Raw genomic sequence first — 14,420 nt, 5'->3', positions numbered from 1 at the left:
CACGTGAAGATCGAGGCTCACTGGCCGACGACCGTGGCGGAGGCCCTGGCCATCCAGGACCGGCTGCGGCCGCTGGTCGACCTGACCGGGCCCGGCCCGACCGAGCCGGAGACGATCGCCGGTCTCGACGTCGCGTACGCCGACGACGACAGTCGGCTCGCGGCGGCCGTGGTCGTGCTCGACGCCCGGACGCTGACCGTGATCGACTCGGCGGTCACGACCGGGCGACCCGCGTTCGACTACGTGCCGGGGCTGTTCGCCTTCCGGGAGCTGCCGGCGTTGCTCGCCGCGCTCGACCAGCTGCGCGTCGTACCCGAGCTGCTGGTCTGCGACGGGCACGGGCTCGCCCACCCGCGTCGCCTGGGTCTGGCCTGTCATCTCGGGGTGCTCACCGGGCTACCGACGATGGGGGTGGGGAAGACGCCCCTGATCGGGACGTGGGAACCGCCGGCCGGGCACCGCGGCGCGTGGTCGCCGCTGCGCGACGGCGACGAGACCGTCGGCCGGGTGCTGCGGACGCGGGAGGGGGTGAAGCCCGTGTTCGTGTCGGTGGGGCATCGGATGGGTCTCGACAACGCGTGCGCGCGGACGCTGGCGTTGACGCCGCGCTATCGGCTGCCGGAGACGACCCGGCAGGCGGACCGGATGTGTCGTGCCGCACTGGCGAAGTCGTAAGTACACGCCATTTCCGCGAGAAATGGGGACATCACGCCAGAAGGAGCGCAGGGTTCCGGGAGTACCGTGTCCGCCGAATCTGCGGGGACGGGAGGCCGGGTGAGGGTGTCGATGCGACGTGGGGCTGTGTGGCTGGCGACGATGTTCGCCGTGCTGGCCGCCGCGGTGGTGCTCGGCGCGACGCCGGCCCGGGCGGCCGACGACCGTGTGCAGCTGTGGCTGGGGGACGGCTTCACCGCCGGTGACTCGGCCCGTTCGGCGACGGTGACGGTGACCCGGCGCTCGGACGGCTGCGTGCGGGTGCGGACGGGTCTCGGGATCCAGCTGCCCGGCCTGTCGGCAGACCGCCTCACCGTGCAGGCGCGCGAGGGCGGCGACTGGGCCGACGTGGCGTTGACCGACCGGGGCGACGGCCTGGTGGTGACCGAGGGCACCGCGCCGGACCGGGACCGGCTCTGCGAGCGCAAGAGCGCGACGGTCCGCTACCGGATCGCGTTCCTGGACGGCGCGCCGGGCGGTACCGCGCACATCGTCGCGGCGGCGTACGCCGAGGACGGCGAGCTGCTAGGGCAGGCCGCCGCGGACCGTCGGGTGCGGGGCGTGCCGGCCACGCCGAGCCCGTCGCCCTCGGAGACCGCGTCGCCCACGCCGTCGCCGAGCAGCGAGCCCACGGAGGTGGCCGCCGCGCCGGAGCGGACCGGGGCGGCGTCGGCGCCGGTCGGCGCGCAGCAGCGGGACGGCGGATTCAGCTTCGTGATGCTGCTCGGGATCGTCATGGTCGTCGCCGGGATCGGCCTGCTCGTCTTCCTGCTGCGCCGCTGGCGCGCGGACCGCGGCGAGCCCGCGCCCGCGTTCGCCGGCCCCGGCTACGGGGTGCCCGCGTACGGCGGCCCCGGTTACGGGGGGCCCGCGTACGCCGGTCCGACCCCGCCGGTCGCGCAGGGCGTCGACCGGACGATGATCCTGCCGGCGGCGGGTGCGATCGATGACACACCGACGCAGATCCTGCCGCTGCCGGACGGCGTTGACGACGCACCGACGCAGATCCTCCCGAAGCTGCCCGACTGAGCGGTCGCCCGGGCACATCCGGGCGGCTCCGATACGCTCAGGCCGTTGGCTAGCGAACGGCTGAGGAGCGAGACATTGTCTGACCTGTCCCGGATCGTCAAGGCGTACGACGTTCGCGGCACCGTCCCGGATCAGCTCAACGAGACGGTGGCGCGTGCGTTGGGGGCGGCGTTCGTTCGGACGCTGAAGGAGCGCGGCGACAAGGCCGACCGTATCGTGATCGCGCACGACATGCGGGAGTCCTCGCCGGGGCTGGCGACCGCTTTCGCCCGGGGCGCGAACGCTGCCGGCGCGGCCGTGCTGTACGCCGGGCTCGCCTCGACGGACATGCTCTACTACGCCGCCGGCGCCCTCGATCTGCCGGGCGCGATGTTCACGGCCAGCCACAACCCGGCCGAGTACAACGGCATCAAGCTCTGTCGCGCGGGCGCGGCGCCGGTCGGTCAGGAGACCGGCCTGACGCAGATCCGCGACTACGCGCAGGCGCTGATCGACTCGGGTGAGGCGGAGACGCTCTCCGGGCCGGAGCAGATCGAGCAGCACGACCTGCTCCCCGAGTACGCCGCCCACCTGCGCACGCTGGTCGACCTGTCGCAGATCCGGCCGCTGACCGTGGTCGTCGACGCCGGCAACGGCATGGGCGGTTACACGGTGCCCGCGGTGCTCGGTGACGCGGAGCTTCCCGCGCTGCCGTTGAAGATCATTCCGATGTACTTCGAGCTCGACGGCTCGTTCCCCAACCACGAGGCGAACCCGCTGAACCCGGAGAACATCGTCGACCTGCAGAAGGCGGTCCGGGAGCGCGGCGCCGACCTCGGGTTGGCCTTCGACGGTGACGCCGACCGCTGCTTCGTGGTGGACGAGCGCGGCGAGCCGGTCTCCCCGTCGGCGGTCACCGCGCTGGTCGCCGCCCGCGAGCTGGCGAAGTACCCGGGCGCCACGGTCATCCACAACCTGATCACGTCGAGCGCCGTGCCGGAGATCATCCGGGAGAGCGGCGGAGAGCCGGTGCGCAGCCGGGTCGGCCACTCCTTCATCAAGGGCGAGATGGCGCGCACCAACGCCGTCTTCGGCGGCGAGCACTCGGCGCACTACTACTTCCGGGACTTCTGGTTCGCCGACACCGGGATGCTCGCCGCGATGCACGTGCTGGCGGCGCTCGGCGAGCAGGGCCAGCCGCTGTCGCAGCTCGCGCACAAGTTCGAGCGGTACGTCTCGTCCGGCGAGATCAACTCCGAGGTGCACGACCAGCAGGCGAAGCTCGCCGAGGTGAAGAAGGCGTACGCCGGGGCCGACATCGACGAGCTGGACGGCCTCACCGTCAGCTTCGACGACGGCGCCTGGGTGAACCTGCGCGCCTCCAACACGGAGCCGCTGTTGCGACTGAACGTCGAGGCGCCGACGACCGAACGCATGGTTGCGTTGCGTGACGAGGTGCTCGCTCTGGTTCGCCGCTAAGATCCCTCCGCCGGGTGGCCGTGCCGCCTCCCGCCCCCCGCCCGCACCCCGTGGAAGGAGCCGCACGTGGCCCTGGATCCGCAGTTGCTCGAGATCCTCGCGTGCCCCGACACGCACCACGCCCCGCTGGACTACGACGCCGCCGCGGCGACGCTGACCTGCACGCAGTGTGGCCGCATCTTCGAGGTCCGCGACGACATCCCGGTTCTGCTGTTGGATGAGGCGCGGGGTGGCCCGGGTGGCCCGTCCGGACCGGCGGGGGCGGGCGGCGCCGAGCGGCTGCGGGAGAGCGAGTAATGGCGGTCGACGGCACGGCGGGGGTGCGCGGGCGGCGTACCCCGGACGAGGCGCTGCTGGACGACGCGGCGACGCTGGAGGAGAACGACCCCGGCGGGATGCTCCGGTTCACCGCCTCGGCCGGCGCGCAGGTGCGCGAGTCCGCGGCGCTGGCGGCGGAGGCCAACCTCTCGGCGCTGTCCGACGAGGGACGCCCGCGCGCCGTCGTGATCGCCGGCATCGGCACCGCCGGCCGCACCGGTGACGTGCTCGCCACCGTCGCGGGCCCGCGCTGCCCCGTGCCGGTGATCCCGCACCGCAGCGCGGGCGTGCCGGGCTGGGTCGGGGCCGCGGACGTGGTGATCGCGGTCAGCGCGTCGGGCCGCAGCCCGGAGGCGCTCGGCGCCGCGGAGGCCGCCGCGCGCCGCGGTGCCCGACTGGTCGCCGTCGGCGCCCCCGACTCGCAGCTCCAGTCGGTCGCCGAGCGGGCCCGGGCGCCGTTCATCCCGGTGCCGCGGCGCGCGCCGGCGCGGGCGAGCCTGTGGGGCCTGACGGTGCCGGTGCTGCTCGCCGCCCGTACCCTCGGGTTGGTCAAGGTCAACGAGGCGGACCTGGCGGAGACCGCGGCCCGGCTCGACGCGGACGCCGACCGGTGCCGTCCGACCGCCGAGTCGTTCGTCAACCCGGCGAAGTCGCTCGCGCTGGGGCTGGCCGGCTCGGTGCCGATCGTCTGGGGCTCGTCGCCGCTGGCCACTGTCGCCGCGCGGCGCTTCGGGGACGTACTGTCGGCGAACGCGCGCTACCCGGTGGTGTCCGGGGCGCTCGGCGAGGCGGGGCGGGGCCGGGTCGGCCTGCTCGACGGCGTCTTCGGCGGTCTCGTCGAGTCGGCGCGGGACATCTTCGCCGACCCGGAGGACGAGTCTGACGCCACCCGGCTGCGGGTGGTGCTGCTGCGCGACGGTGGCCTCAACGCCGACGACGACACCGACGAGCCGCTGGCGGTGGAGGAGCGGCGCGCGGACGCGCTGCAGACCCTCGCCGAGCGCCGCGGGGTGCGCTGCGACGTGGTCACCGCGGAGGGCGGGTCGACGCTGGAGCGGCTGGCGTCGCTGATCGCCGTACCCGATTTCGCCTCGATCTACCTCGCCCTGGCTCACGGGTTGGACCCGATGGCGGTGCCCGCCGTCACCGAGATGAAGGAGCTGTTGAATCCATGAGCGCGTCCGGGGGCACGAAAGCCATCATCGCGGCGTTGATGGCGAACCTGGGCATCGCCCTGACGAAGTTCGTCGCCTTCTTCCTGACCGGCTCGTCGTCGATGCTCGCCGAGTCGATCCACTCGGTCGCGGACTCGGGCAACCAGGCGCTGCTGCTGCTCGGCGGGCGCCGGGCGCGGCGCCAGGCCACCCCGCAACACCCCTTCGGGTACGGCCGCGAGCGCTACATCTACGCGTTCATCGTCGCGATCGTGCTGTTCAGCGTCGGTGGGCTCTTCGCGCTCTACGAGGCGTACCACAAGTGGTCGCACCCGGAGCCGATCCACAGCTGGCACTGGGTGCCGGTGGTCGTGCTGGTCGTGGCGATCGCTTTGGAGTCCTACTCGTTCCGGACCGCGATCAAGGAGTCCAACCAGATCCGCGGCAACACGTCGTGGAAGGACTTCATCCGCCGGGCGAAGGCCCCGGAGCTGCCCGTGGTGCTGCTCGAGGACCTGGGCGCGCTGATCGGCCTCATCCTGGCCCTGTTCGGCGTCGGCCTGACGCTGATCACCGGGGACGGTCGCTGGGACGCCGCCGGCACCGCGTGCATCGGCCTGCTGCTGGTGACCATCGCGATCATCCTCGCGGTCGAGACCAAGAGCCTGCTGCTCGGCGAGGCCGCGAGCCCCGAGGACGTCCGGGCGATCGAGAAGGCGATCACCGACGGGCCGGAGGTCGAGCGGATCATCCACATGCGGACCCTGCACCTCGGCCCCGAGGAGCTGCTGGTGGCCGCGAAGATCGCCGTGCGGCGCTGCGACACGGGCGAGGAGATAGCCCGCAACATCAACGAGACCGAGGCGCGGATCCGCTCCGCGGTGCCGATCGCCCGGGTGATCTACCTGGAGCCGGACATCTACAGCGCGCGGAGCGCGCTCGGCGGGGTTTCCGTACCGGGCGCCACCGATCTGACCGAGGCGGAGGCGTCGGGGAACGGGTCCCGTCGCACCCAGGGGGGCAATGCCCCGCACGCGGGCTGACCGTGGAGCTGTTGTCCTGCCCGATCCGGAACTACGCGTGGGGGTCCCGGTCCGTCATCGCGCAGCTTCAGGGACGCCCGGTGCCGAGCGACGGCCCGGAGGCCGAGCTGTGGATGGGGGCGCATCCGGGGGCGCCCTCGATGGTGCGGCGCGACGGTGACGAGGTCAGCCTCGCCGAACTGATCGACGCGAACCCGCGGGAGTGGCTCGGCCCGGATGTGGTCGCGCGCTTCGGGCCGCGGCTGCCGTACCTGCTGAAGCTGCTCGCCGCGCAGACGCCGCTGTCGCTGCAGGCGCACCCGGACGCCGACCAGGCCCGCGCCGGGTACGCGGCCGAGGTCGCCGCCGGGGGCGACGGGCCGCGCAGATATGCGGACCCGCACCACAAGCCGGAGCTGCTGGTCGCGGTGACGCCGTTCGAGGCGCTCTGCGGATTCCAGGATCCGCTCGTCTCGGCTGAGGTCTTCGAGGCGTTCGGGGTGCCGGCGCTCGATCCGGTCATCGCGGCGCTGCGTACCGGGGTGAGCGGACTGCCGGTCGCCGTGCAGACGCTGCTGACCTGGCCGGAGGCGGAGCGGGCCGGGCTGATCGGCGCGGTGACCGCGGCCGAGCCCGCGGCCCGGTTCTCCGGTGCGGTGACGTTGGTGCGCCGACTGGCGAAGGAGTACCCGGGTGACCCCGGTGCGCTGGTGGCGTTGCTGCTCAATCACCTCGTGCTGAGGCCCGGGGAGGCGATCTGGATGCCGGCGGGCAACCTGCACGCCTACCTGCACGGGGCCGGCGTGGAGATCATGGCGGCCAGCGACAACGTGTTGCGCGGCGGCCTCACGCCCAAGCGCGTCGACGTACCGGAGCTGCTGCGGGTGCTGCGCTTCGAGGTGCTCGACGACCCGGTCGTGCGCGCCGTGCCGGTGACGCCGGGGGTGCGGACCTGGCCGGTGCCGGTCGACGACTTCGTGCTGCACCAGGTGCGCCTCGACGGCGAGGTGGAGCGGGCGCGGGTGGCGGCGGTCGGGCCGCGGTTGGTGTTCTGCCTCAGCGGCGACATCTCGGTGGACGACGGCCGCGGAGCGGTCTGCGTGCCGGCGGGCTGTGCCGCGGTCGGGGTGGCGGTCGGCGGGGAGTTGACGATCTCGGGACAGGGCGAGGTGTACGTCGCGTCCGTCGGTTCGTGCTGACGGACTCGTCCGGGATGGTCGGGGAGTGATGATTCGGCGCGTCTGGACACGCGTTTCGGAAATTTCTGGAAACGCTTGACATCACCGTCGCGCAGTGTGAGTCTATTGCCACGCAGCGTTATTGCGACGGAGATCGCGATCGACGCGCGGCGAGACCAAACCGGGGGGATGCGCGGGGCGGTGGGAGGCTGAGTATTCAACGCTCGCCACCCGCCGCCTCGTGCGCTATTTCCGGACCGGGCGCCCCCGGCCGCTGCTTCCACGCTGCTGTCCGCCGCCGCGTCAGCCCGACGGCGTATGGTGACTTGTTGCGCAGCATTTCCGTCGACAGGAGCTTTGTTCATGACCAGCACCCTCCCGGCGCCCTCCAGCGGCGTGCCGACCCAGGGCCGTCCCCACACCGTCGCCGAGGGCGACTTCAAGGTGGCGGACCTGTCGCTCGCCGCGTTCGGGCGCAAGGAAATCGAGCTCGCCGAGCACGAGATGCCGGGGTTGATGGCGATCCGGCGCGAGTACGCGGCGACGCAGCCGCTGCGCGGGGCGCGGATCACCGGGTCGCTGCACATGACCATTCAGACCGCCGTGCTGATCGAGACGCTCGTCGCGCTCGGCGCGCAGGTCCGCTGGGCGTCCTGCAACATCTTCTCCACTCAGGACCACGCCGCCGCCGCGATCGTGGTCGGCCAGGGCACCGCGGAGGAGCCGGCCGGCGTCCCGGTCTACGCCTGGAAGGGCGAGACGCTCCAGGAGTACTGGTGGTGCACCGAGCAGGCGTTGGTGTGGCCGGACGGGCAGGGCCCCAACATGATCCTCGACGACGGCGGCGACGCCACGCTGCTGGTGCACAAGGGTGCCGAGTTCGAGGGTGCCGGCGCGGTGCCGCCCGTGGAGAGCGCCGACTCCGAGGAGTACGCGGTCATCCTGGGCGTGCTGCACCGGTCGCTGGCCGAGGACAACCGCCGCTGGACCCGGATCGCCGCGGACATCAAGGGCGTCACCGAGGAGACCACGACCGGCGTGCACCGGCTCTACGAGATGCAGCAGAACGGCGCGCTGCTCTTCCCGGCGATCAACGTCAACGACTCGGTCACCAAGAGCAAGTTCGACAACAAGTACGGCTGCCGTCACTCGCTGATCGACGGCATCAACCGCGCCACCGACGTGCTGATCGGCGGCAAGGTCGCGGTGGTGTGCGGCTACGGCGACGTCGGCAAGGGCTGCGCTGAGTCGCTGCGGGGCCAGGGCGCCCGCGTCATCGTCACCGAGGTCGACCCGATCTGCGCGCTGCAGGCCGCGATGGACGGTTACCAGGTCACCACGATCGAGGACGTCGTCGCCACGGCCGACATCTTCATCACCGCCACCGGCAACAAGGACGTCATCACGGCCGAGCACATGGCCCGGATGAAGCACCAGGCGATCGTGGGTAACATCGGCCACTTCGACAACGAGATCGACATTGCCGGGCTGGCCAAGCGCTCCGACGTGCGCCGGATCAACATCAAGCCGCAGGTCGACGAGTGGAAGTTCGACGACGGCCACGCGGTCATCCTGCTCTCCGAGGGCCGGCTGCTGAACCTCGGCAACGCGACCGGGCACCCCAGCTTCGTGATGTCGAACTCGTTCGCCAACCAGACGATCGCCCAGATCGAGCTGTTCACCAAGACCGAGCAGTACCCCGTGGGCGTCTACACGCTGCCGAAGCACCTCGACGAGAAGGTCGCCCGGCTGCACCTCGACGCCCTCGGCGTCAAGCTCACCGAGCTCTCGAAGGAGCAGGCGTCGTACATCGGCGTGCCGGTCGAGGGCCCGTACAAGCCGGACCACTACCGCTACTGATCGCCCGCGCACGGGCCGGCCGAGTTCCTCGGCCGGCCCGGTCGTGTTTTTGCGCTACTCGCGCCGGCCGCGAGGGCGGACCCAGGTCCAGATGCAGTAACCCAGCCAGGCGACGGCGAGCGCGGTCGCCAGCGGACGCAGCTTGAGCGCGTTCAGCGTGATGATGGCGATCAACACGACCAGCCAGGGGATCCAGTTCCTCATCGCCGACGATCGTGTCACATCCGGTCGACGCCGGCCGCCCGGTCCTGCTCCGCGATCGCCACCGACCCGGTCACCGTTCCCGGAGCAGGTGCGCTCACCCGTCCGTCTGCTGCTCGGACGGCACGGCGCGGCGCAGCGCGCTGGCCACCGGGGGTGGCCGCATCCCCGTCCAGTCCGGGTGCGCGCCGTTGCCGCCCAGCCACGGCGGTGTCGGCCAGGGCTCGCGCGGCCAGTCCGGGTCCGCCCCGGCGCCCCCGGCCGGCCGCGACGATCCGCGCTCCGGGCCCGCCCCGGCGACGCCCGCCGGCCGCGGTGACCCCCAGGCCTCGGGCGGCGCCGGCGCGGCTGCCCGCGCCGGATCGGGCGGTGGCGACACCAGACCCGGCCACAGGGTCGCGGTCGCGGCGCGCACCCGGGCCAGCCGCTGCGCCGCGCGCCGGTGCCGTTCGGCCAGCACCGCCGCGAGGTACGCCCAGCCGGGCACGCCGGGTGGGGGCGGCGGAGTGGTGGCGGCCGCGACCTCGGCGGCGAGCGCGTGGCCGAGCCGGCTGCGCGCCGGCTCGGCGAGCTCGTGCCCGCGGGCCAGAAAATGGCGTACGGCGAGCGCCAGGTCGTCGTCGAGCCCGGTCAGATCCAGCGTCCGGGCCCACTGCACCAACGGCGGTGGCATGCCGGGAATCCAGCCCCACCCGGCCGGGGTGCGCTCGTGGATCACGATCGTGCCGGCGGCCACGTCCCCGAGGCGCTTGCCGCGCGGATGCCCCAGCATCGTTGCCAGACTGGCCACCCAGGTCAGCGGCGGCAGCACCAGCCCCGGCCACTCCACGGCCACGCTGACCAGCGCCCTGGTCAGCGCGTGCCGGAACCCGATCGGACCGCCGTCGTCGCGGACCACCCGCAACCCCAGCGCCAGCTTCCCGAGCGTGCGGCCCCGGCTGAGCGTCTCCGCGCAGACCGGATAGCCGACGAGCACCAGCACCATGCCCACGGTGATCAGCGCGCCCTGCACCGCCGCGTCCGTCCGCGGCCGGACGGGGTCGATGACCAGCGTGGCGGCCGCGAACAGGACCAGCGCGATCGCGGCCTGCACCACGATGTCGATCATCAGCGCGAGCGCGCGGGAACCGACCCGCGCGACGCGGACGTCAAGCTCCACGGCCTCGCCGCTGACCAGCCGCGGCTCCGCGGGCGGCGCGGGCCCGGGACGGGGCGGCGGAGGTTGCGGGGTCACCCGGACAGTGAACACTATGGCGGCGAACCCCGGAGGTGAGTGTGGATCTCGACGCGTACGTCGCCGAGCACGACGGTGAGTGGCGGCGGCTCGAGCAGCTGTCGCGGGTGCGGCGGCCGTCGGCGGCGGAGGCGGACGAACTGGTCGCGCTCTACCAGCGGGCCGCCACCCATCTCTCGGTGGTGCGCAGCCGCTCACCCGACCCGGCGCTGGTGGCCCGGCTGTCCCGGCTGGTGCTCGCCGCCCGCGCCGCGATCACCGGCGGCGCCGGCTTCTCCTGGCGGGAGGTGGGACGCTTCTTTACCGTCGGTTTCCCGCTCGCCGCCTACCGGGCCTGGCCGTGGTGGTCCGCCGTCGCCGTGGGCTTCACCGCGCTGTCGGCGTTTCTGATGTGGTGGGTCGCCGGCCACCCCGAGAGCGCCGAGGCGCTGATCGGACAGCGCGCGGCCGAGCGGCTGGCCGAGTCGGCGTTCGCCGACTACTACACCGAGTACGCGGCACCGAGCTTCGCGTTCCAGCTCTGGACCCACAACGCATGGCTGGCCGCCCGCTGCCTCGCCGCCGGGGTGCTGATCGTGCCGGTGCTCTATCTGCTGTGGAGCAACGCGCTGAACATCGGCGTCAGTGGCGGCGTGATGATCTACTACGACCGGGCCGACGTCTTCTTCGGGCTGATCACGCCGCACGGGCTGCTGGAGCTGACCGGCGTCTTCGTCGCCGCGGGGGTCGGCCTGCGGATCGGGTGGGCGTGGATCGCGCCGCCGCCGCACCTGACCCGCGGACGCGCGGTCGCCGAGGCCGCCCGCTCCGGCATGCTGGTCGCGCTCGGCCTGGTGGGCCTCTTCGGGGTGGCCGGACTGATCGAGGCGTTCGTGACCCCGTCGTCGCTGCCGACGGCGCTGCGGATCGGCGTCGGCGCGCTCGCCTGGCTCGCTTTCCTGGCGTACGTGCTCGTCCTCGGCGCGCGCGCCCACCGCGCCGGCGAATCCGCCGACATCCCCGCATGATCCCGACGATCTTGGGTTTATGGCGAGGTTGTGTCCCTTTCGTGGAGCCATAACTCCAAGATCGTCGGGATCATGTCGGGGAGAGGGTGGTCCGTAGGACCGCCGCTATGTGGTGGGGGCGGCGGTAGAGGTCCCAGTCCGTGAAGTAGCGCATGCGCCAGCCCTGCGCGGAGAGCCAGTTGTGTCGGGCCCGGTCGTGCCGCGCGCGATCCCGGTCCAGATGTGACAGGCCGTCGTATTCGGCGCCCACCTGCTGTTCCTCCCAGCCCAGGTCGATGACGTACCGCAACCGGTCGAAGTCGTCGAGAACACGGACCTGCGTTCGTGGCCGCGGCAGCCCGTCGAGCACCGGCAGCGCGTCCAGGCGCCGGCAGGTGCGCGCGAGGTCGACCGCCGATCGGGCGATCGAGGTGCAACGCACTCCATTCACCAGTACGGGCTCCGCGGGCAGGGCCGTCTCGTGCACGGTGACGCCGCGCAGTTCAGGCCGGGCAAGTCCGGCGGGTAGCAGGATGTGAACGGCGGTCGGGCGAGGCGCGAAGTCGCCGAAGCCGTGCAGTGCTGCCGCGGTGTGGCGGCAGACGATCGCTTCCGCGGGCAACCGCCGCAGCAATGCCCGTAACCGCGTCGCCTCGTCGTTGGCGCGGTCGACGTACACGTCGTGGAATGGGCGCAGCAGGCGTTTCCGGTCCAGATGTCCCCGCAGCTGCCCCCGCGGGAGCCCGCACGCGCGCAGCTCCCGATAACGCATCCCTTCGTCCATGGCCGCCGATGGTGGCGTACCCGCCACTCCGCGCCGCCCCCCAGCAGCCGCCCCCTGTGGACAACCCCCCGCATGTGGATAACTCCCGGCCCCGCGCCTCCCGCCATGATCCCGACGATCTTGGAGTTATGGCTCCACAAAGCGGACAAAACCTCGCCATAACTCCAAGATCGTCGCGATCATCGGGGTCAGAGGCGGCCGAGGGTTTTCAGGCGGAGGTAGGCGTCGGTGACGTCGGAGGCGAAGCGGTCGGCCGGGGCGTCGACCACCTCCACGCCGTGCCGGGTCAGTGCCGCGCGTACCCGGTCCCGCTCGGCGAGCGCGCGCCACGCCGCCGCCGCGGCGTACGCGTCCTCGGCGCGCGCCGGCGCGGTGGCGGTCAGCCGCGTCAGGACCGGGTCGTGCACGGCGGCGACGACGACGCGGTGCCGGGCCGCCAGCCGGGGCAGCACCGGCAACAGCCCCTCACCGAGCGCCCCCGGCTCCAGCGCGGTGAAGAGGACCACCAGCGCGCGCTTGCGTTCCCGGCGCAGCACCTCGCCGACGACCAGCTCGAAATCCGTCTCCACCAGCGTCGGTTGCAGCGGGGCCAGCGCGTTGACCAGCCGGGTGAGCAGCACCTGGCGGCCGGCGCCGGAGACGGCGGCCCGGACCGCGGTGTCCACGGCGAGCAGGTCGACCCGGTCGCCGGCGCGGGAGGCGAGCGCGGCGAGCAGCAGCGCCGCGTCCATCGCCGCGTCCAGCCGCGGCTCGTCGCCGATCCGCACCGCCGAGGTGCGCCCGGTGTCCAGCACGCAGAGCACCCGGCGGTCGCGTTCCGGCCGCCACGTGCGGACCAGCACGTCGCGCCGGCGCGCGCTGGCGCGCCAGTCGATCGAGCGCACGTCGTCGCCGACCACGTACTCGCGCAGCGTGTCGAACTCCGTGCCCTGCCCGCGCCCCCGCGTGACCAGCGCGCCGTCGAGCACCCGCAGCCGGGCCGTCTTCTCCGGCAGCAGCCGTCGCGACTCGAAGCGCGGCAGCACCCGCAGCGTCCACGCGGGGGCCGCCGGGCGACCGGCGCGTTGCCGGAACGCCAACCCGAGCGGTCCGGCGGAGCGCAGGCTCAGGCGTACGGCGGGCCGGTCGCCGCGTCGCGTCGGGGTCAGGGCGGTGACGACCCGTTCGGTCGCGCCGGGGGCGACGTGCAGCTCATGGGCGTACGGCGGGGCCGCGCCGGCCGAGGGCACCCAGGCGTCACGCAGGACGCCGCGCAGCCGACGGGTCGACCCGTTCCGCACGTGTAGCGTCACCGTGGCGGCCGCGCCGAGCCGTACCGTCCGGTCGCCGTCGCGGTGGACGCTGACCGCGTGCAGCGGCGCGGCCAGTGCCCAGTCGAGCGCCGACAGCGCCAGCACGGCGGCGGTGAGGAGCGCGACCGCCGGCCACGGCGACGGCCACAGCGGAAGGGTGAGCGCGCCGAGCCCGAGCAGCGCGGCGGCTCGCCAGGTCAGCATCCGGGGGCGCCGGTCACCGCGGCGTCGGCACGGTGCCCAGCACCGCGTCCAGCACCGCGTCGGTGGTCACGCCCTCCAGTTCGGCCTCCGGCCGCAACCGGATCCGGTGCCGCAGCGTCGCCCGGGCCACCGCCTTTACGTCGTCCGGCGTCACGTACTCCCGGCCGGCCAGCCAGGCCCAGGCCTTCGCCGTGCCGAGCAGCGCGGTCGCGCCCCGCGGCGAGGCGCCGAGCTCCAGGGAGGGGGAGACCCGGGTGGCGCGGCACAGGTCCACGATGTAGGTGAGGACGGGGTCGGCGACGCCGACCCGCTGCACGGCGGCGCGTCCCGCGGCCAGGTCGGCGACGCCGGCGACCGGGCGCACCCCGGCCGCGGCGAGGTCCCGCGGGTCGAAGCCGGCGTGGTGCGCCCGCAGCACGCCCAGCTCCTCGTCGCGGGTGGGCAGCGGCACGGACAGCTTGAGCAGGAACCGGTCGAGCTGCGCCTCCGGCAGCGGGTACGTCCCCTCGTACTCGATGGGGTTCTGGGTGGCGGCCACGATGAACGGGTCCGGCAGGGGCCGACGCCTGCCCTCCACCGAGATCTGCCGTTCCTCCATCACCTCCAGCAGCGCGGACTGGGTCTTCGGCGGGGTCCGGTTGATCTCGTCGGCGAGCAGCAGGTTGGTGAAGACGGGGCCCTCGCGGAAGGTGAAGGCGGCGCTGCGCGGGTCGAAGATCAGTGACCCGGTCACGTCGCCCGGCATCAGGTCGGGGGTGAACTGCAGCCGCTTCGAGTCGAGGTCGAGCGCGGCGGCGAAGGTCCGCACCAGCAGCGTCTTGGCGACGCCGGGCACTCCTTCGAGCAGCACATGACCGCGGCAGAGCAACGCGATCACCAGGCCGGTGACGACGGCGTCCTGCCCGACGACCGCCTTGGCGACCTCGGTGCGCAGCCGGTGCAGGGCGGCGCGGGCGTCGTCGGGCCCGGCGGACGGCGCGCCGGCC

Annotated in this window: 14 protein-coding genes; 9 read left to right on the top strand and 5 right to left on the bottom strand. The window is 73.2% G+C overall.

The features are described 5' to 3' along the window. The first annotated feature begins 3 nt into the window (after nucleotides 1-3). The 8 genes from BLW47_RS10595 (at nucleotide 4) to ahcY (ending at nucleotide 8,733) form a co-directional block, all read left to right on the top strand. Nucleotides 4-675, top strand: coding sequence for an endonuclease V (locus BLW47_RS10595; protein WP_091555054.1), 672 nt, complete (start codon nucleotides 4-6; stop codon nucleotides 673-675). 111 nt (nucleotides 676-786) lie between these two features. Further along, the gene (locus BLW47_RS10590) at nucleotides 787-1,743 is read left to right on the top strand and encodes a hypothetical protein (RefSeq protein WP_139307238.1); all 957 of its coding nucleotides are present in this window, start codon (nucleotides 787-789) and stop codon (nucleotides 1,741-1,743) included. A 75-nt stretch (nucleotides 1,744-1,818) separates the two neighbouring features. Next, nucleotides 1,819-3,201: a phosphomannomutase/phosphoglucomutase gene (locus BLW47_RS10585; RefSeq protein WP_091555050.1), complete on the top strand. Its 1,383-nt coding sequence runs from the start codon at nucleotides 1,819-1,821 to the stop codon at nucleotides 3,199-3,201. A 66-nt stretch (nucleotides 3,202-3,267) separates the two neighbouring features. After that, nucleotides 3,268-3,498, top strand: a complete 231-nt coding sequence (locus tag BLW47_RS10580; protein WP_091555047.1) for a Trm112 family protein — start codon at nucleotides 3,268-3,270, stop codon at nucleotides 3,496-3,498. Beyond that, nucleotides 3,498-4,694, top strand: a complete 1,197-nt coding sequence (locus BLW47_RS10575) for an SIS domain-containing protein (RefSeq protein WP_091555044.1) — start codon at nucleotides 3,498-3,500, stop codon at nucleotides 4,692-4,694. Before BLW47_RS10580 ends, BLW47_RS10575 begins: the two co-directional genes overlap by 1 nt. Next, entirely contained in the window at nucleotides 4,691-5,716 is a 1,026-nt protein-coding gene (locus BLW47_RS10570) for a cation diffusion facilitator family transporter (RefSeq protein WP_091555041.1), read from the top strand. Before BLW47_RS10575 ends, BLW47_RS10570 begins: the two co-directional genes overlap by 4 nt. A gap of 2 nt (nucleotides 5,717-5,718) precedes the next feature. Continuing rightward, nucleotides 5,719-6,894: a mannose-6-phosphate isomerase, class I gene (gene manA / locus BLW47_RS10565; RefSeq protein WP_091555039.1), complete on the top strand. Its 1,176-nt coding sequence runs from the start codon at nucleotides 5,719-5,721 to the stop codon at nucleotides 6,892-6,894. A 342-nt stretch (nucleotides 6,895-7,236) separates the two neighbouring features. Beyond that, on the top strand, nucleotides 7,237-8,733 hold the full coding sequence (ahcY, locus tag BLW47_RS10560) for an adenosylhomocysteinase (protein ID WP_091555037.1): 1,497 nt from the start codon (nucleotides 7,237-7,239) through the stop codon (nucleotides 8,731-8,733). Nucleotides 8,734-8,787: 54 nt separating this feature from the next. On the opposite strand, the gene BLW47_RS25080 is transcribed toward ahcY, so the two are convergent. Together BLW47_RS25080 and BLW47_RS10555 are read right to left on the bottom strand one after the other, a co-directional pair. After that, nucleotides 8,788-8,937 (bottom strand): hypothetical protein, encoded by a 150-nt coding sequence (locus BLW47_RS25080; protein WP_175543587.1) that lies wholly within the window; start codon nucleotides 8,935-8,937, stop codon nucleotides 8,788-8,790. A gap of 94 nt (nucleotides 8,938-9,031) precedes the next feature. Beyond that, entirely contained in the window at nucleotides 9,032-10,168 is a 1,137-nt protein-coding gene (locus tag BLW47_RS10555) for an RDD family protein (protein ID WP_245736575.1), read from the bottom strand. A gap of 41 nt (nucleotides 10,169-10,209) precedes the next feature. Between BLW47_RS10555 and BLW47_RS10550 the strand changes: the two genes are divergently transcribed. Beyond that, the gene (locus BLW47_RS10550) at nucleotides 10,210-11,175 is read left to right on the top strand and encodes a stage II sporulation protein M (protein ID WP_091555035.1); all 966 of its coding nucleotides are present in this window, start codon (nucleotides 10,210-10,212) and stop codon (nucleotides 11,173-11,175) included. A 70-nt stretch (nucleotides 11,176-11,245) separates the two neighbouring features. Here BLW47_RS10550 and BLW47_RS10545 read toward each other — a convergent pair whose 3' ends face one another. From BLW47_RS10545 to BLW47_RS10535, 3 genes are all read right to left on the bottom strand, one after another. Further along, nucleotides 11,246-11,938: a DUF559 domain-containing protein gene (locus tag BLW47_RS10545; RefSeq protein ID WP_139307236.1), complete on the bottom strand. Its 693-nt coding sequence runs from the start codon at nucleotides 11,936-11,938 to the stop codon at nucleotides 11,246-11,248. 188 nt (nucleotides 11,939-12,126) lie between these two features. Then, nucleotides 12,127-13,431 carry a DUF58 domain-containing protein gene (locus tag BLW47_RS10540; RefSeq protein WP_091555758.1) on the bottom strand — a complete coding sequence of 435 codons (1,305 nt, stop codon included), beginning with the start codon at nucleotides 13,429-13,431 and terminating at the stop codon, nucleotides 12,127-12,129. 16 nt (nucleotides 13,432-13,447) lie between these two features. Continuing rightward, entirely contained in the window at nucleotides 13,448-14,377 is a 930-nt protein-coding gene (locus tag BLW47_RS10535; protein ID WP_425435390.1) for an AAA family ATPase, read from the bottom strand. Between the last annotated feature and the right edge of the window lie 43 nt (nucleotides 14,378-14,420).

Origin of the sequence: Micromonospora pattaloongensis (genome assembly GCF_900107255.1) — a bacterium.
GTDB classification, from domain to species: domain Bacteria; phylum Actinomycetota; class Actinomycetes; order Mycobacteriales; family Micromonosporaceae; genus Micromonospora_I; species Micromonospora_I pattaloongensis.
This window is presented reverse-complemented; position numbering and strand designations above follow the sequence as displayed.